General features: G+C 57.6%; 18 protein-coding genes and 1 tRNA gene. 2 read left to right on the top strand and 17 right to left on the bottom strand.

Translation table 11 applies throughout. The annotated features are described in order from the left end of the window. Nucleotides 1-5 precede the first annotated feature (5 nt). From rplL to ACERZ8_RS08845, 12 genes are all read right to left on the bottom strand, one after another. The gene (gene rplL / locus ACERZ8_RS08900) at nt 6-380 is read right to left on the bottom strand and encodes a 50S ribosomal protein L7/L12 (RefSeq protein WP_299723087.1); all 375 of its coding nucleotides are present in this window, start codon (nt 378-380) and stop codon (nt 6-8) included. A gap of 72 nt (nt 381-452) precedes the next feature. After that, a complete protein-coding gene (gene rplJ, locus ACERZ8_RS08895; RefSeq protein WP_299723084.1) occupies nt 453-968 on the bottom strand; it encodes a 50S ribosomal protein L10 in 516 nt (171 codons plus the stop codon). Nucleotides 969-1,382: 414 nt separating this feature from the next. Continuing rightward, a complete protein-coding gene (locus ACERZ8_RS08890; RefSeq protein ID WP_407591867.1) occupies nt 1,383-1,664 on the bottom strand; it encodes a hypothetical protein in 282 nt (93 codons plus the stop codon). A 14-nt stretch (nt 1,665-1,678) separates the two neighbouring features. Then, the gene (locus tag ACERZ8_RS08885; RefSeq protein ID WP_407591866.1) at nt 1,679-3,250 is read right to left on the bottom strand and encodes an NACHT domain-containing protein; all 1,572 of its coding nucleotides are present in this window, start codon (nt 3,248-3,250) and stop codon (nt 1,679-1,681) included. A 547-nt stretch (nt 3,251-3,797) separates the two neighbouring features. Next, the gene (locus ACERZ8_RS08880) at nt 3,798-5,501 is read right to left on the bottom strand and encodes an AMP-binding protein (RefSeq protein WP_407591865.1); all 1,704 of its coding nucleotides are present in this window, start codon (nt 5,499-5,501) and stop codon (nt 3,798-3,800) included. Between the two features lie 137 nt (nt 5,502-5,638). Further along, nucleotides 5,639-6,337 (bottom strand): 50S ribosomal protein L1, encoded by a 699-nt coding sequence (gene rplA, locus ACERZ8_RS08875; RefSeq protein ID WP_407591864.1) that lies wholly within the window; start codon nt 6,335-6,337, stop codon nt 5,639-5,641. A gap of 1 nt (nt 6,338) precedes the next feature. Continuing rightward, entirely contained in the window at nt 6,339-6,764 is a 426-nt protein-coding gene (gene rplK / locus ACERZ8_RS08870) for a 50S ribosomal protein L11 (RefSeq protein ID WP_407591863.1), read from the bottom strand. A gap of 193 nt (nt 6,765-6,957) precedes the next feature. Beyond that, nucleotides 6,958-8,139, bottom strand: coding sequence for an OmpA family protein (locus ACERZ8_RS08865; protein ID WP_407591862.1), 1,182 nt, complete (start codon nt 8,137-8,139; stop codon nt 6,958-6,960). A 317-nt stretch (nt 8,140-8,456) separates the two neighbouring features. Then, nucleotides 8,457-8,990, bottom strand: a complete 534-nt coding sequence (nusG, locus tag ACERZ8_RS08860; RefSeq protein WP_299723065.1) for a transcription termination/antitermination protein NusG — start codon at nt 8,988-8,990, stop codon at nt 8,457-8,459. A 176-nt stretch (nt 8,991-9,166) separates the two neighbouring features. Further along, complete coding sequence (gene secE, locus ACERZ8_RS08855; RefSeq protein WP_299723062.1) at nt 9,167-9,364, bottom strand: preprotein translocase subunit SecE; 198 nt, start codon at nt 9,362-9,364, stop codon at nt 9,167-9,169. A 113-nt stretch (nt 9,365-9,477) separates the two neighbouring features. Then, nucleotides 9,478-10,227, bottom strand: coding sequence for a hypothetical protein (locus tag ACERZ8_RS08850; RefSeq protein ID WP_407591861.1), 750 nt, complete (start codon nt 10,225-10,227; stop codon nt 9,478-9,480). A 310-nt stretch (nt 10,228-10,537) separates the two neighbouring features. After that, a tRNA-Trp gene (locus ACERZ8_RS08845) sits at nt 10,538-10,613 on the bottom strand. Nucleotides 10,614-10,770: 157 nt separating this feature from the next. Between ACERZ8_RS08845 and ACERZ8_RS08840 the strand changes: the two genes are divergently transcribed. After that, nucleotides 10,771-11,265, top strand: a complete 495-nt coding sequence (locus tag ACERZ8_RS08840) for a DUF892 family protein (protein ID WP_407591860.1) — start codon at nt 10,771-10,773, stop codon at nt 11,263-11,265. A gap of 101 nt (nt 11,266-11,366) precedes the next feature. On the opposite strand, the gene tuf is transcribed toward ACERZ8_RS08840, so the two are convergent. The 3 genes from tuf to ACERZ8_RS08825 form a co-directional block, all read right to left on the bottom strand. Then, a complete protein-coding gene (tuf, locus tag ACERZ8_RS08835) occupies nt 11,367-12,542 on the bottom strand; it encodes an elongation factor Tu (RefSeq protein ID WP_407591859.1) in 1,176 nt (391 codons plus the stop codon). A 136-nt stretch (nt 12,543-12,678) separates the two neighbouring features. Next, nucleotides 12,679-13,266, bottom strand: a complete 588-nt coding sequence (locus tag ACERZ8_RS08830; RefSeq protein WP_407591858.1) for a hypothetical protein — start codon at nt 13,264-13,266, stop codon at nt 12,679-12,681. A 23-nt stretch (nt 13,267-13,289) separates the two neighbouring features. Continuing rightward, on the bottom strand, nt 13,290-13,874 hold the full coding sequence (locus ACERZ8_RS08825; RefSeq protein WP_407591857.1) for a hypothetical protein: 585 nt from the start codon (nt 13,872-13,874) through the stop codon (nt 13,290-13,292). Nucleotides 13,875-13,987: 113 nt separating this feature from the next. On the opposite strand from ACERZ8_RS08825, the gene ACERZ8_RS08820 reads away from it, so the two are divergent. Further along, nucleotides 13,988-15,352 (top strand): cytochrome P450, encoded by a 1,365-nt coding sequence (locus tag ACERZ8_RS08820; protein ID WP_407591856.1) that lies wholly within the window; start codon nt 13,988-13,990, stop codon nt 15,350-15,352. On the opposite strand, the gene ACERZ8_RS08815 is transcribed toward ACERZ8_RS08820, so the two are convergent. After that, nucleotides 15,349-16,500, bottom strand: a complete 1,152-nt coding sequence (locus ACERZ8_RS08815; RefSeq protein ID WP_407591855.1) for a M48 family metallopeptidase — start codon at nt 16,498-16,500, stop codon at nt 15,349-15,351. The genes ACERZ8_RS08820 and ACERZ8_RS08815 overlap by 4 nt on opposite strands. Then, a complete protein-coding gene (locus tag ACERZ8_RS08810) occupies nt 16,500-17,702 on the bottom strand; it encodes a YjgN family protein (RefSeq protein ID WP_407591854.1) in 1,203 nt (400 codons plus the stop codon). The genes ACERZ8_RS08815 and ACERZ8_RS08810 overlap by 1 nt, the downstream gene beginning before the upstream one ends. Between the last annotated feature and the right edge of the window lie 7 nt (nt 17,703-17,709).

Below are 17,709 nucleotides of genomic sequence, written 5' to 3'. Positions count from 1 at the left end.
AATGCTTAGGCCAGTTCGACCTCTGCGCCAGCTGCTTCCAGCTTGGCTTTGACTTCTTCGGCTTCGGCCTTGTCGACGCCTTCTTTGATCTTGCCACCGGCTTCGACCAGATCCTTGGCTTCTTTCAGGCCCAGGCCTGTGATGCCGCGGACTTCTTTGATGACGTTGATTTTCGACGCGCCTGCGTTCTTCAGAACGACGTCGAATTCTGTCTTCTCTTCCTCAGCAGCGCCACCGGCATCTGCAGGGCCCGCCATCATGACTGCGCCACCGGCTGCAGGCTCGATGCCGTACTCGTCTTTGAGGATTGTCTTCAGTTCTTGTGCTTCCAGCAGGGTCAGACCAACGATCTCTTCTGCCAGTTTTTTCAGATCAGCCATTTTATCAGCTCTTTCCGTTTCGATATGTGTGTTCCAACGTGTGCAATTTCCACACGCCGCTCAGACGTTTGCTTACGCTGCCGCCTTGTCCTCGATCGTGGACAAGATGGACGCAATGTTGCTTGCAGGTGCGCCAATGGACCCGGCGATATTGGATGCAGGTGCGCCAAGCATGCCGGCGATGGTGCTGATAAGCTCCTCGCGCGATGGCATCTTGGACACAGCCGTCACACCGGCCCGGTCCAACGCGTTCTCACCCATGGCCCCGCCGAGGATCACGAACTTGTCGTTTTCCTTGGCAAAGTCCTCGGACACCTTGGCCGCGGCCACCGGGTCTTCGGAAAAGGTCAGAACGGTCATGCCCGTCAGGAAATCAGCGATGCTTGCGCACGGCTTGTCCTCAAGGGCGATTTTGGCGAGCCTGTTTTTGGCGACACGAACGCTCGACCCGTTGTCGCGTGCACGGGCACGCAGGTCTTGCATTTCGGCAACTGTCAGGCCGGCGTAGTGGGCAACCACAACGACGCCAGAGCTTTCAAAGATCTGGCCGAGTTCCTCGACCACTTTCTCTTTCTGGGCTCTATCCACAGTTTCACTCCATTTGTGGGGGCCCTTTGCGGGGTCCCCGGCTCTAGTAGCACCGGATCACTCCGGCGGTTTGGTCCTCGAAAGTCAGGGGGTCCAAGACCGCCAGAGGCTCAAAACGGCGAGCTTCTGGAGAAACAGGTCTGTTCCCGCCTCGGGCAGGATTTATGAGGTACGCCTCACCCACCGTCTCGGACGAAAGTAGGACGCGCCCGAATCAACGGGAGCGACCTTGGGAGCGGGTTAGAGGGTTTGGCGGGTTTTGTGAAGGGGGTGGTACATACTGCGCACCCACAAGCAATGCACTACATACACCCCTTGCCAAGGCAACCACCGGACGAACAACGCGCCACCAGCCCGGACTCAAGCCGAAGGCGCCGGGCAATCCACTGCCCGACTTTGGACTTTGGAGACGGATCAACGCGGCTTCGATTTAATCATTTCAGATAGCTTTGAGGTCTTTGCCGAAATGTCGTGTTCGAGGCGCTTTTGTAGCATCTGTAAACGGTTATTTAGGTTTAATGCGTAGCGCCCACACTTCAATGCAACCAACTTTCTCCGATTTTGATGGTTAACCTTGATCTCCCGATCACGTCGGTCTGAAGGTAACTCCTTCAAGTCAAAAATAGACAGCTTTTCATCGTCCGACAGATCAACACCATGTTCAATACGTTCGACTTCAAGATCGTATTCGAACATTGATTTAAGCAAGATCAAATTAAGCTTTCTTTTGGATACTCTTCCTCGTCGTACATAGTGGAGTAGTATATGGTGGTTTCCATACCACGAGCTTGGTCTTTTTGTTCCTCATCATTTTTACTTAAACGAATTCCAACACTAGCCCAGAATTTACCAATCAATCTGTCCGGTGAGGTGCCGTGGTCAACTCCATTGAGATCTTTGAGCAGTTTGCTAGCTAGGGGTAGAAGAAAATTTCTTTCAAAGTAAGTCTTATCCATATCGGCAATCATTCTTATCGCTCCATCAGAACTGCCTGTTTCTCTAATTTCGTCTACTTTATCTATCAAGGATAGGTCACGATCCTTTACAGCGAACCGAGCATAGAAATATTCTTGGAACGACCTATGCGTAAACTCATAGTGGTTGCCATCTCTCTGCAAAATAGAAATCGCGTCAACAAAGTCTTCAATAACTGCAGGGATTGTTGCAGATACGCCACTGGCCGCAATTGCAGATTCGACTACAGCCGCAACATCAGAGTGCTCGAAGTTGAACCTATTCTCAAGGTAAGAAAATACACAGAAATAGGTGAAGACGTTCTCAAGTTCTTCATGACTCAATCCACTACTATAACTTCTCCTAAACCGACCCTTCGAAGCATCGTGTTCACGGAGCAATACTTGAAAGCATTTTTCATAGAATATGTGCTTTCTTTCTGGGATATCCCCATATTCTTCAAATGTGAGAAGCATCATTGAAGCGAGAAGTGGATTTGATAGAAACGCACCATGTTTTTCAAATTTCTCATCAGTTACGAATTCCAGAAACTCATCCTTTTTCTCGGTGGGATAATCGACCTTTCCTATGAACGATCTACACTGTGGCAGGGAGAAAGGCTGCATGTGGGCAACATGAAAGCCCTCCCATGAGCGAAATTCATCGCTTGGCCTACTAGTTATTAGCAATGGACACTTCGGGTATTTCTTAGAAATCCTGTCAATTTCAAAAACTAATTCCTCGCGGATATCTATTGGAGCTTCATCGAACGCATCAAGCATTAGAAAAAACAGGCCACGCCGCAAGCCAAAGTTGAACTGCTTTTTTGTGAACGTCGGTGCGTACTGAGCAACAGACTGATAAACATAGTCGAGTAAGCTCTTCTTGGATCCGATTGGAATCGATCGAAATTCGAAAAAAATTGGATAATAGGTATGGCCATCCTCAATTGATCGTCGAAAGAGCTTCTTAAGGAAGACTGATTTTCCGCTGCCGGCGCCTCCAGAAATTATCGTCCTTTCTAATCTAGACCCTATGGATGTACAAACTTCTTTCTCCGACCGTATTTTGCCATCGGATTGAAACCTTTGCTCTTGATACACATCGTCTAGTAGGGTCGGGCTGTCGCGCTTAAGAAGCGTTCGTATAGTCTCACATTTATTGTAGCTTGCTTCAAGATAGTCGGGCAAGCCCTTGTTAAGGACTAGACTTCCATTCTTTGCTGTCTCAACAAGGAAACCAGGCGCAGTTTTTGAAATAAAATCTAACAAATTTGCCGCACGCTCTGCGAGCAAATCCATCCCTCGTTGTTGGATATCGTCATCCATCGCGTAAACCCAATAATACTTTGTTTGTTTGGAGGGGATTGTCGCCTCGAGTAATATCGATTGGCAAGATCAACCTTGGGGATCAGCACTCTAAGCATAGTAGTGTCACCCGTTTGCGGCAAGTTAGACAGCTCATGATTGGCTAGTTCCTGTGAACTGTACACTCGGTTTAGCAAGTACAGTCAATTTTCAGGCGCTGCTAATGTACGCAATCCGCCCCAAGTGCTTGACGCTTATGCCCGCTTCGGGTTGCAATATCAAACTACTTTAATGATCAAATTCAAACCGAATGCACGTTGCCATTTACGCTCGAGCCCGTGGCGCTCCTATGCAACCGTCACCCGTCCCCCGGCCCAACAACATCCGCCTTACCCCGTGGGATGGGCAATCTGCCCATCACACATTTCACCCAAAACACACCCAAGGGGCACCGACCTCCGCGTCCCCCATCTCCGGGGCCCAAACCTTACCAAAGGGTAAAACCGCCTCTGTAACCCCTTGATTTTCCTAGACCGCAAAACTGTCCCAGCGTGGGACACCAAATCCCTCACCCAAAGTGATCCTCTCTCAACTGCCGCCGCAGCACCTTGCCCGAGAGGGTCACCGGGACGTCCTCCACGAACCTCACCTGCCGCGGAATCTTGTAGTTGGTCAGCGCCTCCCGGCAGGCCGCCACCACCGCCTCCTCCGTCAGGCTGTCATCCGAGCGGACCACGAAAGCCACCGGAGCCTCCCCCGTCTTTTCATCCTTGATCCCCACGACACCCACCTGCACGACCCCCGGCAGGGTCGAGATCACGTCCTCGATCTCGTTCGGCGCCACATTGAAGCCCGACACCAGGATCATGTCCTTCTTGCGGTCCACAATCTCGATGAACCCATCCGCGTCCATCACCCCGATATCGCCCGAATAGTACCACCCGTCCCGCATCACCTCCTCGGTCGCGTCCGGGTTGTCGAGATAGGCCTGCATCAGCGACGGCGTGCGCGCGATCACCTCGCCCGGCTCTCCGTGCGCCACGTCCTGCCCCGCATCATCCACGATCCGCACCTCGGCCCCCGGCACCGGAACACCGACCTTACCAAGCTGGTTGTGGCCCGGCGGATTGAAGGTGAGGATGCCGGACACTTCGGTCATGCCATAGCCCTGCAGGATCTCGACGCCGGTCGCCTCGTGCCATTTCTGCGCCACGCCAGTCTGTTGCGCCGCCCCGCCCGACCCGCAGAAGCGGATGTGCTGGAAGAGTTTCCGGTCAAACCACGGCTCGGCCATCAGCCCCGCGAACAGTGTGTTGATGCCGGTGAACCAAGTGATCTGATACTTTTCAAATGCCGCCTTGAGGTTGCCGGGCGGGCGCGGGCTGGGTGCGAGGATCGCGTGCCCGCCGACCTTGATGCCGGAGATAAACAGCAGCGTGAAAGCGGTGATGTGATAGAGCGGCAAAGCCACCAGCGCGACCTCTTCGCCTTCACGCACGATCGAGGTCGTCATCAAGCATCCCTGTTCGGCGTTGGTCAGAATGGCGTGATGGGTCAGCGACGCGCCCTTGCTGCGGCCTGTCGTGCCGCTGGTGTACTGGTACAGAGCCACGGACTTGCCCGTCGTCCCCTTGGTATAGGCGGCGACATGAGCACTGCCTGCATGTTTGCGCCCGAGGGCCAACGCCTCCGAAAGCCTCGTGTTCTGGGTGTTCATCCTTGGCACAACCTTGCGCACCCGCTTGAGCACAAAGCCAAGCACCATCTTTTTGAGGGTGGGAAAGAAATCCACGATGGACAGAGTGATGACATGTTTCACGCCAGTGTTGGCGACCACCTGATCCAGCTTGTCGCCGAACAGATCAATGATCACGATCGCCTTGGCCTTGCTGTCGTTCAGCTGATGTTCAAGCTCGCTGGGCGTATAGAGCGGGTTGACGTTGGTGCCGGTACATCCTGCCAGCGCGATGCCAAGGGAGGCCACGCAAAACCCGATGCAGTTCGGCGACATGATGGCCACCGTATCGCCGGTGCCCAGGTGCAGTTCCTCGCGCAAATAGATCGCAAAATCCGTGGCGAGCTCTTTCATCTCGGAATAGGTGACGGTCGTATCCGCGCCTGTCGGCAGGATGGTCGTCAGCGCGGGCTGGTCTGCATATTTGGCGACAGCCTCATCCAGCATCTGCGGAATTGTCTGCGCCGACAATCCAGTCGCATCAAATCGCTTGGCCTCATCTGAAAAGAATTTTTCCCATGGCTTGGCTTGTGCCATCGCGATTGTCCCCCCGGTCGCTTGCGTTGATCGACACTACATCAAATTGAATGATCGGGTAAAAATTCGGGCACGGCGCACAAAAAAACCGGACTGCGTAAGCAGCCCGGTTTTCGTTTTGCATAGAGAGGGTTCGCTTACTCAGCGACGGCGCTGTCCACGTTGACGCTGACACCGGGGCCCATTGTCGAGCTGAGCGAGACTTTCTTCATGTACGTCCCTTTCGAACCCGATGGCTTGGCCTTGGCGACCGCACCGACAAAGGCGCGCACGTTTTCGATCAGCTTGGCTTCGTCAAAGGATGCTTTGCCGATACCTGCGTGGATCACGCCGGCTTTTTCCACCTTGAACTGCACTTCGCCGCCTTTGGCCGCCTTGACCGCAGTCTCGACATCCATGGTCACGGTTCCGACCTTGGGGTTCGGCATCAGGTTGCGTGGGCCCAGCACCTTACCCAGACGGCCCACGATGGGCATCATGTCGGGTGTGGCGATGCAGCGGTCGAATTCGATCTTGCCGCTCTGAATGGTCTCCATCAGGTCCTCTGCACCGACGATATCGGCACCGGCCTTTTCAGCCTCTTCAGCCTTGGGGCCACGGGCAAAGACAGCGACGCGCACGTCTTTGCCTGTGCCGTTGGGCAGACCGACCACACCGCGGACCATCTGGTCTGCGTGGCGGGGGTCGACACCGAGGTTCATCGAGATTTCGATGGTTTCGTCGAATTTAGCCTTGGCGTTGCCTTTGACCAGGGCCACGGCCTCTTCGACGGTGACATCGGATTTGCCTGCAAATGCTTCGCGGGCGGCGGTTGTGCGTTTTCCGTATTTTGCCATCTTACTTCACCTCGATGCCCATGGAGCGGGCAGAGCCCAGGATGATCTGCATTGCGCCATCGATGTCGTTGGCGTTCAGATCGGCCATTTTCGCTTCGGCGATTTCACGCACCTGCGCGGCGGTCACCGTGCCGATGGTTTCACGCGATGGCGTCTTGGCGCCGGATTTCACCTTGGCGGCCTTCTTGAGGTAGTAAGACGCTGGCGGCGTCTTGATATCCATCGAGAAGGATTTGTCCTGATAATATGTGATCACGGTCGGGCACGGCGCACCGGGCTCCATATCTGCGGTCTTGGCGTTGAACGCCTTGCAGAATTCCATGATGTTGATGCCGCGTTGACCCAGTGCAGGGCCGACGGGTGGGGACGGGTTTGCCTGACCTGCTTTGACTTGCAGCTTCATCGTCCCGACGAGTTTCTTGGCCATGTGCCAATCTCCTTTTCAACTCCCGCACGTCGCGACGCCGGGATATGGTTGATGTGGTCCGGTCTAGGCAACGCGTTGCCCTCGCCTCCCACATGGGATGTCACCAAACGTGACAGAGGCGCCGGATACAGCGCCTCTGGTTCATTATCAAGCCGAAAATGGGGGAACGTCCGGCCCTATGGGTGCTGCGCGATCACTTCTCTTCCAGAAGAACATCAAAGTTGACGCGGCTGCCCGGAAGGCCCGCATCATCGAGCGGGCGCGAGTGGGCTGCGATGATGATCTGGTTCGGGGAAACTCCGCGCCCCACGAGCATCGCCATGAGCGCCTTGGCCCGCAACAGCCCGGTCCGCACATCCTCACGATCCTGCACATCCGCCGAGTGGTGACCAACCACGCGCAGGCGCGCATGTGGGCATTCCATCGCGAGCGAGGCAAGCTCAAACGCCGTTTCGAGGTCTTGTGACGGCAGCGAAACGGAACGGGGCGCATAAAACAGCGACGTGGCGGATGTGATGCGCTCAAGTTCCGTGACGCAGCTTGCGTTCGCCCAGGGTTTTTCAACACCGGGCGTGCGCACGGCGACCTGTGTCACGCCATCCACCACCGAGAATTCGACGCGGCGGTCGTAATAGGCGCGCGGTTGGGGGCCAATGACGCCAGAGGGCTCACGATCGCCTGCCCCTTCGGCAAAGAACATGCTGGTATCAATGCCCGAGGCTGCAATGCGCTGAATGACCTGTTCGGCGCGGCGTTCGCTCAACCGCTGGTTCGAGACAGGATCACCGGATGCATCAGAGTGCCCTTCGACCTTGATCCGCACACCGTCACAGGATTGCGCCACGAGACCGATCAGACGACCTTGTTCGACACCGCCGTCATCTGCCGTCACACCGCCGCTTGGGAAATAGACAACCGCCTGGGACGTGAGGTTGCGCAGATCGTCCATGCAGCGCGCGGCATCTTCGGCGGCCGCCTCACCGGACTCAAACAGCTTTGCTGCGGAATGCGGGATCGTCAGGGCCGCGACACGATCATCGACAGGCGTGGGCGCGACAGGTTCCGGCGCTGGTTCAACAACCGCCACGTCGGACTTTGCCCTTGCTTCGGGCTTTGGCAGATCAACAAGCGCGTCCGCCCCAGTGTCCTGGCGGGCGACAATCTCTTCTTCGCCATCGCTCTGCAACGCTGCATTCAATGCGGCTTGCAACTGCTCAATCTGCTCCTCCGGTGCCGGAGCAGACACGGTATCGCGGTCAGGCTGCGCAGACACCGGAATGTCGGACACGCTTTTCAGATAGCCCGACCCGGCAAACACGATGGCTGCGGCAGGTACAAGCCAAGGAAGGCTATCCCTAATGCTCGAAAACTTCATTTTATCCCCCAAGATGCGCTGCACCACTCGCTCACGACGTCTACATGATGTGTGATGCTCAATAAGTAGGCGTAAATCCGCTATGGCCGTCAACAGCGTTCGCGGAGTTATCCCCGACATATTGACGTGCGGGGCATTGAATCCGGTGCCGGGCGGGCCAGTTTCTCCCCTTCCCGCTGGTTTATGCACGTTTTACGAGAATCGGATCGAGTGGCCCCGAAAGATGACGACGGGCGATTCTCTCGGCTGAAAAAACAAAAAAGGCCGGAACCGATATTGGTTCCGACCGTGCTCTGCTCGAAGTTTTTCGCGTTTGATCAGGTCTGTTTGTTGACCTGCGTGAATTCCAGCTCGACAGGTGTTTCGCGGCCAAAGATGGACACGGTGACCTTGAGGCGCTGATTGTCTTCGTCCACTTCCTCGACCATGCCGTCGAAATCCTCGAACGGACCGTCGTTGACTTTGACCTTCTCGCCGATCTCAAAATGGATGAGTGTGCGTGGGCTGTCTTCGCCTTCCTGAACGCGGTTCAGGATCTGGTTCACCTCGGCATCGCGCATCGGCATCGGGCGTCCCTGCGGGCCCAGAAATCCGGTGACGCGGTTGATCGAGTTGATCAGGTGATAGCCCTGGTCGGACATTTCCATGTGCACCAGCACGTATCCGGGCATAAAGCGACGCTCGGTTGTGACCTTCTTGCCGCGACGCACCTCGATGACTTCCTCGGTCGGAACCAGCACTTCGTCGATCTCGTCCTCAAGGTTGTGTTCTGCAACCGAAGTCCGGATCGTCTCGGCGATCTTCTTTTCAAAGTTCGAAAGAACGCTGACCGAATACCACCGTTTTGCCATGTGCTCTTGGTCCCTTGCCCGAAGTGTCGTTTCTTGAGTCACGTGATCTGATCACGTGCCGACCTGAATGAAAATCGGCGCGGGGCTTCGAATCGCCGCGCGCCTCAGAATTGGTCAGGATTGCGGGATACTCTGCACATTTTCAAAGTGCAAGTGCCCGAGGCACAAACCGCGTGTCAGCCGAAGTAGGTCAGCACCATTTCAAGCCCACCGCGGATCAGGATATCGACGATGGCAAAGAACACAGCCGTCAGCGCCGCAAGGATAAACACCATTACGGTGGTCAGCAGCACTTCGCGCCGGGTCGGCCAAACGACCTTGGACACTTCCGAACGGACTTGCTGAATGAACTGAAGCGGGTTGGTGGTGGCCATGCGTGATCTCGTGTTCCTGGATGCGGATGAAAGGCATGTAACGGCCACCAGATATGAATTCAAGGCGGGATTGCCGATGCACCCCGCCTTGTTCTGATCTGGTCGGCATGTGATCAGGCGTCGTGCGCCATCCGTGTCAGCCGTTCCACCATCGCACTGGTATGGGCGGCATCACCGTTTTGCATGTCCTGAAAGTCCGGCATGTACAATCCGTCGACCATGCCGTCCGGGAAGAAATCAAGAATGCCATCCCAGCGGCAGGCGAACGTGTCAAGCCGGGTGCGCAGCCTTGCGGCGCGTTCGGGGTCGCGGGCATCGACCCGCGCAAGATAGGATAACACACCCCGCCAGATGCGATCCGATCCAAGGATCAGGAACGCGCCTATCGTGCTGGCCGCAATCATAAGGCCGGCAACCACAAACCAGTGCGGACGCAGCACGATCAGCAGCGCGAGCGTGGCCAACGCAAGGTGACGCGTGTTGGGGCGAAAATCCCGGACCGTACGCATGATCCGCGCAACAGGTTTGAAAACTGCCTTTAAGGCAATGCCCCGCCGCGGTGTGCGCGGTTGTTCCTCGACCTCTTCTGCAATTTCTTGCAGATCAGGCAGGTCATCCGCCCGGCGGCGTGGATTGCCTTCAAGAGTACGTTCCACAAAAGCTTTAAAGTCGTTCGGGTTCTCGGTCACAGGCGCATCGGTCAATTGATCCGAGGCACGTGGCGCCGCGTCTGCCCGGGCCGCGCGGATCGCCTTGCGAGACGGTTTGGGCGCTTCGGCCTCGATCAGTACCGACCGGATCACCGACATGGTTTCTTCTTCGGTCGCATATTGCGGCTGACCGGGAATGGGTTCGTACATCATCAGCAGCGTCCTTAACTCTTCAAAAACAGGGCGACCTGGGCCGTCTGGCCATGTGTCCGCAAACATCTGCGCAGGTGCGCGTATGAGGCAAATATGGGACCCGAACGTGCGCGCGACGTGTCAGAATTGTGGCAAAATACTGGCACTGTAGCGACGACCGCGACAATCAGATCAATGTGTCAAATACTGTCCACGTATTCCACAGAACCAAGGCACATGCGTGGCAACACATGGGCACGCGCCCTGCGCCATGCCTGACTGCGATTCGTGCAGTGCAGCATTTTTGCTGTGGCCTTGGACATCTGGAAAATGGCAGGGGCATCAGGGTTCGAACCCGAGACCTACGGTTTTGGAGACCGTCGCTCTACCAGCTGAGCTATACCCCTGCGGTGCGCGGGGAATATGCGATGGCATGATCAAGATCAAGACCTCATTCGCGCCTCTACACAGCTTGGATTTCCGAAGCGATGTGTGACTGCACAGGGAACCTGCGGCGGTATTGCGGGTTGTAGAGGCAACGCAACACAGCGAAAGGATGAGGAAATGACACTCAATAACCTGCACGATGTATATCACGACCAACTTCAAGACCTGCACAGTGCCTGCAGCCAGTCCATGGAGGCGACAACCGCGCTGGGACGTGCGGCCAAAAACAAGGACCTGTCCGAAGCGTTGATCGCAGGCGCAAAAGGTATTTCCGAAGGTCTGGATGAGTTGAAATCTCTCTGCGCCATCCACGAAATCGACCCGCAAGGCGAGCATTGCAAAGGCATGGAAGGTCTTGTGAAAGAAGCGCATGCACATGGCATCGACGCCGACTTTGGCGATGATGACGCGCGCGATGCGATGATCATTACGCAGTACCAGCGCATGGTGCATTACGCGCTTGCCGGATACGGCTGCCTCGTCGCGTTTGCCAACCGGCTTGGGCTGGATGAAGATGGTGCCAAGCTGCAAAAGCTGCTGGACGACACATATGACGGGGATCGCACCATGACTGCGATTGCGACGGGTAGTGTGAACAAAGCCGCTGCCTGAGGCGGCAGAAGTCTGACACCCGCAAATGGAAAAAGGCCGCTCATTGAGAGCGGCCTTTGTTTGCTTCGCGGATGCGCAGGGCCCGTGCCCCGCACCGCACCTCAATCCGTGATCTTGGACACCACGCCGGCGCCGACGGTGCGGCCGCCTTCGCGGATGGCAAAGCGCAGGCCCTGTTCCATCGCGATCGGGGCGATCAGCTCGACGCCGAAGGACACGTTGTCGCCCGGCATCACCATTTCCGTGCCTTCAGCCAGCTGAACCGTGCCGGTCACGTCCGTCGTGCGGAAGTAGAACTGCGGGCGGTAGTTGGCGAAGAACGGCGTGTGACGGCCACCCTCTTCCTTAGTCAGGATGTAGGCCTCGGCCTCGAACTTGGTGTGGGGCTTCACGGAACCGGGCTTGCACAGCACCTGGCCGCGCTCAACGCCTTCACGCTCAACACCGCGCAGCAGGGCGCCGATGTTGTCGCCCGCTTCACCACGATCCAGCAGCTTGCGGAACATTTCCACGCCCGTGCAGGTCGTCTTCTTGGTGTCGCGGATGCCCACGATTTCGATCTCGTCGCCGACGTTGATCACGCCACGCTCGACACGGCCAGTCACAACTGTCCCGCGGCCAGAGATCGAGAACACGTCCTCGACCGGCATCAGGAACGGCTGGTCCACAGCGCGCTCGGGCGTCGGGATGAACTCGTCCACGGCCGCCATCAGCTTGCGGATCGACTGTTCGCCGATCTCTTCGTCACGCCCTTCCATCGCGGCCAGAGCCGAGCCGGGGATGACAGGGATGTCGTCGCCGGGATACTCGTAGGAGCTTAACAATTCACGAATTTCCATCTCGACCAGCTCGAGCAGCTCTTCGTCATCGACCTGGTCGACCTTGTTCATGTAGACAACCATGGTCGGGATGCCGACCTGACGGCCGAGAAGGATATGTTCACGAGTCTGTGGCATAGGACCGTCAGCCGCGTTCACAACCAGAATCGCGCCGTCCATCTGGGCGGCACCGGTGATCATGTTCTTGACGTAGTCGGCGTGGCCGGGGCAGTCGACATGGGCGTAGTGGCGGTTCTCGGTCTCGTATTCCACGTGCGCGGTCGAGATGGTGATGCCACGGGCTTTCTCTTCGGGCGCGCCATCAATCTGGTCATATGCCTGAAAATCGCCGAAATACTTCGTGATCGCCGCCGTCAGCGTCGTCTTGCCGTGGTCAACGTGACCAATCGTGCCGATGTTAACGTGCGGTTTGTTACGTTCAAACTTTGCCTTTGCCATCTCTCAAGACGCCCTTCTGTAGTCTGTTTGGGGCAGTGTGCCCGATTTCCATCGCGGCGCATGTATTGCGCTACGGCAGGAAAATCAAGCGCGCTGCGCAGGAGTACAGATCATCCGGTCAGGAAAAGAATGCCTGCTATTGCTGCACGTCCGGCTCACCGAACAACGCGATGCGCGTGGTGTTGGCAAATCCGTTCACAGTGCCACGGTAATCGATGTCGACCGTCCGTGTCGTGGCCAGCCCGATAACCCAGGCGGCGCGGATATTTTCGCTGTTTCCAGTCAGTCGGGTGGGGGGGACGACCACAGCACCAGTGCCCACTTCGGTGACCGAGATCACACCGGTCGCCGTGCTGGTGCCCGCCGCAACCCGCTCAATGGGCGGGGCAAGGCGCACCTGTTCCATCGTGACATCGACGGTAACAACACGCCCGTCCGGATCGCTTTGCGCGGCCAGTGCAGCGGATATCGCCGCAGTCAAATCATCGTCAAGCCGTTCTCTGGACACGGAAAAGGCGCGTCCTTCGACAGCGACAGACATGCCCGATGTATCGACGTTGACGGATTGGACATTCAGCGCCGCCACATCCCCAGCAGTGCGGATCGAGGGCACTTCGCAGGCAGCAAGGCCAAGTGTGGCCACGGCGGCCAATGCAAATCGCCAACGCCGGCCAAGGCCGATGCGTGCTGCATTCAGGAGTGTTCGGTCTCGGGCAGCGCGCATCATATTCTCCTTTTGGGGTCGGCTTAATTTATGGCGGGAAGGTCCGACTGGGGCAACTCGGTGGTGATGTCCGGCGTGAACCAGCCTTCGGCCTCTTGCTGGCGCACCAGATAGCGTTCGACCGCCTTGGCGGCATTCTGGCTCAGTTCGGCGAGTTGTTCCTCGGCACTCATGGTGTATCCGGTGCCGATGATCGGGGCAGTGCCGAAAGTTTCCAGCACGGTAATCTGTTCGGGCTTTTCATTCAGTTTCTTGCCCGCAGCATCATCATAGACCGTGACATTCAGGATCAGCGCCGATTTTGGGGCCAGCACCAGCGGCACGCCGGGTTGCGCCAGAACGTAACCTTCGACCGATACGCCAAAGTGATAGCGGCTGGTGCCCTGATAGCGACCGAACCGTTCGGCCAGCGCACCACGCACGGCGGCTTGCAATTGCTCTTCACTCGCCGGGCGGCTCAGCGGGCCGCGCTGCGCCTTTGAGGCGACGACGATGTTGTGTTCAAGGCGGAAATCGCCCAACGGCACCGGTGCCTCATCCAGGTCGGCGGCAGGGCTGCATGCCACCATCACAACCATCATCAAAACACCAAGACCTGCTCGCACCATCACTGTCTTCTCCCGACCCTACTGTGCCATTTCGATACCGTAGGTGGCGGGGGGACGCAATTGCGCGCGGCGCGCGCCACCATATATGTTACCCTGAGGCCAAGGAGATCCGGATGCCAGATACCACCGAGCTTGAGCGCCTGCCTGTGCGTGTGCCTCTTGTGAACGAGGTCTGGGGCATCTGGAAAAGCCTGTCTGTGGCGCGCACGAACATTTTGCAGATCATCCCAGAAATTGCGACGTCGCAACGCATCGTATCGGGCAGAACCGGCAAACGCTGGCATATGGTCATGGACCCGGACGCGATCCGCCAGATGTTGCTGGATCGCCTTGATGATTACCCAAAGTCGTTGGTGACCAAGAACCTGCTGAGACCTGCGATCGGAGAGTCGCTGTTCATCGCCGAAGGGGCGCATTGGCGCTGGCAACGGCGTACGGCGTCCCCCGTTTTCACGCATCGCAACATGATGAACCTTGCCCCGATCATGACTGCCGCCGCTGAACGAGCAACAAAACGGGTGGCCGACGCCGGTCCGCGCGCCGTCAATTTTCTGGATGAGATGGTGACAACGACCTTTGACGTGATTGCGGACGTCACCTTTTCAGGCGGCGACGCGTTTGACCGTGACGCGGTGCATCACGCTATTGACGACTACATCTCGGAAGCTGGCAAGATTTCGCTGTTTGACGTGCTGGGCGCGCCCGACTGGGTGCCCCGCCCCGGGCGCATCCTGTCCGGTCAGGCGATGCGCGACATGAAATCCGTCGCCGACCGCGCCATCGAGGCGCGCGCTGCCCGTGGACCCGACGGTGTGCCCGATCTGCTTGACCTGCTTATGGACGGTGAGGACCCCAAGTCGGGACGCAAGATGAACACCTCCGAGATGCGTGACAACCTGCTGACCTTTATCGTTGCAGGGCATGAAACGACGGCGCTGACACTGGCGTGGTCGATGTACCTTGTGGCTTTTGATCAGGATGTGCAGGACGCGGCCCGCGCCGAGGCGCAGGCTGTTCTTGGCAACCGGGCGGCAACTGGCGAAGATGTTGAACGCCTGCCCCTGATCCGCCAGATCATTGACGAGGCGCTGCGCCTTTACCCGCCTGCCGGGCTCGTGTCGCGCACCGCGATGGCCGACGATGTGTTGTGCGGTCGCGACATTCGCAAAGGCGACACCGTCATGTTGCCGATCTACGCGCTGCACCGCTCAAAACTCTTCTGGGATGAGCCTGACGCGTTCCGCCCCAGCCGCTTTGCGGATCGCAAATCGATTGACCGCTATGTCTATCTGCCTTTCGGGGATGGGCCGCGCATCTGCATCGGAGCATCGTTTGCGCTGCAAGAGGCGGTGATCATTCTCGCCACGATGCTCAGCCGGTTCAAAGTACGCCCGGTTCCGGGACGTGATCCAGAGCCGGTGATGATCCTGACACTCCGCCCAAATGGCGGTGTATGGCTGACGGCGGAACCCGCCTAGCTGTCACTTTCGGTGTCGTCGTCCTTGCAGATATTCCTGAGTGCGGCCCAGTCGGCATCGTTCAGGATCGGGCTTGTGCGTCCTTGCGTTTCGGCAAAGGCGCGTGCCGCATCTGCGCGGTCTGTGGTCTCAGGGTGGCTGGACAGGTAAACTGGCAAATCGGGCATGGTCCGCTGAATGCCTTCAAGGCTGTCAAAGAATGTGGCAAGCGCCTCGGCATCAGTGCCGGACGCTTCGAGCATGTTGAGCGCAAAGATATCCGCCGCCGCCTCGGCCTCACGCGTGTATGAGGCATTGAGGGTGTATTCGGCGACCACGACCACGGCTGAACCACCTGCAAAATCGCCCAGGACAAGGGCCAGCAAACCGGCAGAACCAGCAGCGCGCAGGGCATTGCGGGTCGTATCGCGTGCCTCCACATGGCCGATTTCATGGGCAAGAACGGCGGCCACCTGATCGGGGCTATCCGCGCGGTCGATCAGGCCACGCATGATCACGATCTGTCCGCCGGGAGCTGCAAAGGCATTGACCATCTTGTGATCGAACACGGCGATGTTGAGGTCATATTGCAGATCACCCGCCTCGGTCAGACGGTCGGTCATCTTGTCCAGCGCTGCGCGCCCGGCAGGGTCGGTGCAGGCCAGACCGCCTGCGACTTTGCCGCCCAGAAACCGCTCCATCTGTCTCACCACCGTCTTGCCATAGGCGACTTCGCGTTCGATGGGGATGAGGGTCGCGAGGGTGTTGGCCATGGCGGGCAGGATGACAAAGACCATCAGGACCACCGCCGCGACCGCTGAACCGGCATAGATCGCCACCTTGCGCCCCGTGCCGCGCGCGACGTCCCGGCGGCGCAAGTCGGGGCACAACCGGGTCAGGATGCTGATCATGTCCGGATCATCCAACGTCAACCGGGCCGTTCGGATCAGCGCACTGTCAAGCGAGGCATCGGCGCGCAGCGTCAACACCAACTGATCAGTGCGTGCATGATCGGCAAGCGCCCGGATCGCCTCCAGCGGCCAGTATTGCGACCCCATCGGCAGGTCAGGATGGGTCAGCTTCAGTGTATCGGCGGCCGTATCGACGGCCAGATCAACGTCCAGACGTTGCCCGCTTTCGCCGTCAAAGAAACGACCCGTTGCCTGCATCAGATCGCCCCGCCCACATCGAGCGCGTCGGCAAAGCCTTCGGCATCTGCACCGGCGTCAGCGGCGCGTTGCTGAATGGCGTTCAGGTGATCGGCGTTGTGCACAATCACGTTGTTGACGGCGTGTTCGATGATCGGCTGCGTGATCAGCACCATGCTCAGCCCACCCGCCACAAGGATGGCCCCCACGTAAAGGATCGCATTGATCGCCAGGGCAATTCCGGTTGGTGCCGATCCGGGTTGTGACAGCCCACCGCCGACGAACACGTCCATGCTGGAGGCGAAAATCGCCCCGATAACGCCGAAAATAATGGCCAGCAGAACAGTAAGGATGATCGTGCCCACGACGATGATCGTCAAAATTGTCCCCGTCTCAAGCTTGGCCTCAAAGGTGACCTGACCGTCAAGAACCTTGTGGCGCGTCAGATAGTTGAAGGCGTAAACGCGGTAGTAGATCAGCCCGATCAACAGCCAGATATAGCCCACAAAAATCCCGATCCCGCCAAGGGCCGGAGACCCCGACGCAAACCCCAGAAGCCCACCGACGATCATAATGGCAAGGCCGATGAACACGTGTTTCATCCCGGCATACAGGTCTTGCCAGCGCCCGGTCTGTTCAAACTGCGCGTCACCGTACCAACTGCGGTCGGCCATGTACTTCTCAAGCTTGAATGTTGCCAGTGGGTTCAACAGACCAAGCGTTATCGCGTTCAGCAGGTAGTAGCCCAGCGCGCGCGCAGCATAACCCCATGCTCCGTTCTCCATCCCGAAACGGATGCCGCGCCAGCGCGAGCGCGCCATCTTGTAACGCCGCGCGCGGTACTGCGCGAACAGCATCAATGGCAGGACCGCCAGCAAAGTGATGTAGATGGCACCGATCTGTGCCAATGCCTGCATTTCGGTTTCCGGATCCACAAACAGGTTGAGGCCAAAGAAAAACAGGACCATCTGCACGATGCCCAGATAGATTGCTAAAATCACGATGGCGACAAGAAACCCAAGGAATTTTTCCAGCCCGGTTCCGGTATATTCAAAGCTGTCATTGTCCCCGGTCGTCGCTGACCAGATATATTTGCGGATCCGCGTCTTGGCCCAGAACCGGTAGATACCCAGCGTTATGAGTGTCAGAAAAGCGGTCAGAAAATATAGCCGGAACAACGGTCCGCGTGTGCCGAAATAGTGGCCTTGAATTTGGGTACTCATAAAACTC

The organism is Tateyamaria armeniaca (genome assembly GCF_045797845.1).
Classification (GTDB): Bacteria; Pseudomonadota; Alphaproteobacteria; order Rhodobacterales; family Rhodobacteraceae; genus Tateyamaria; species Tateyamaria armeniaca.
The sequence above is the reverse complement of the archived record's forward strand: the minus strand, read 5'-3'. Positions and strand labels throughout refer to the sequence as shown.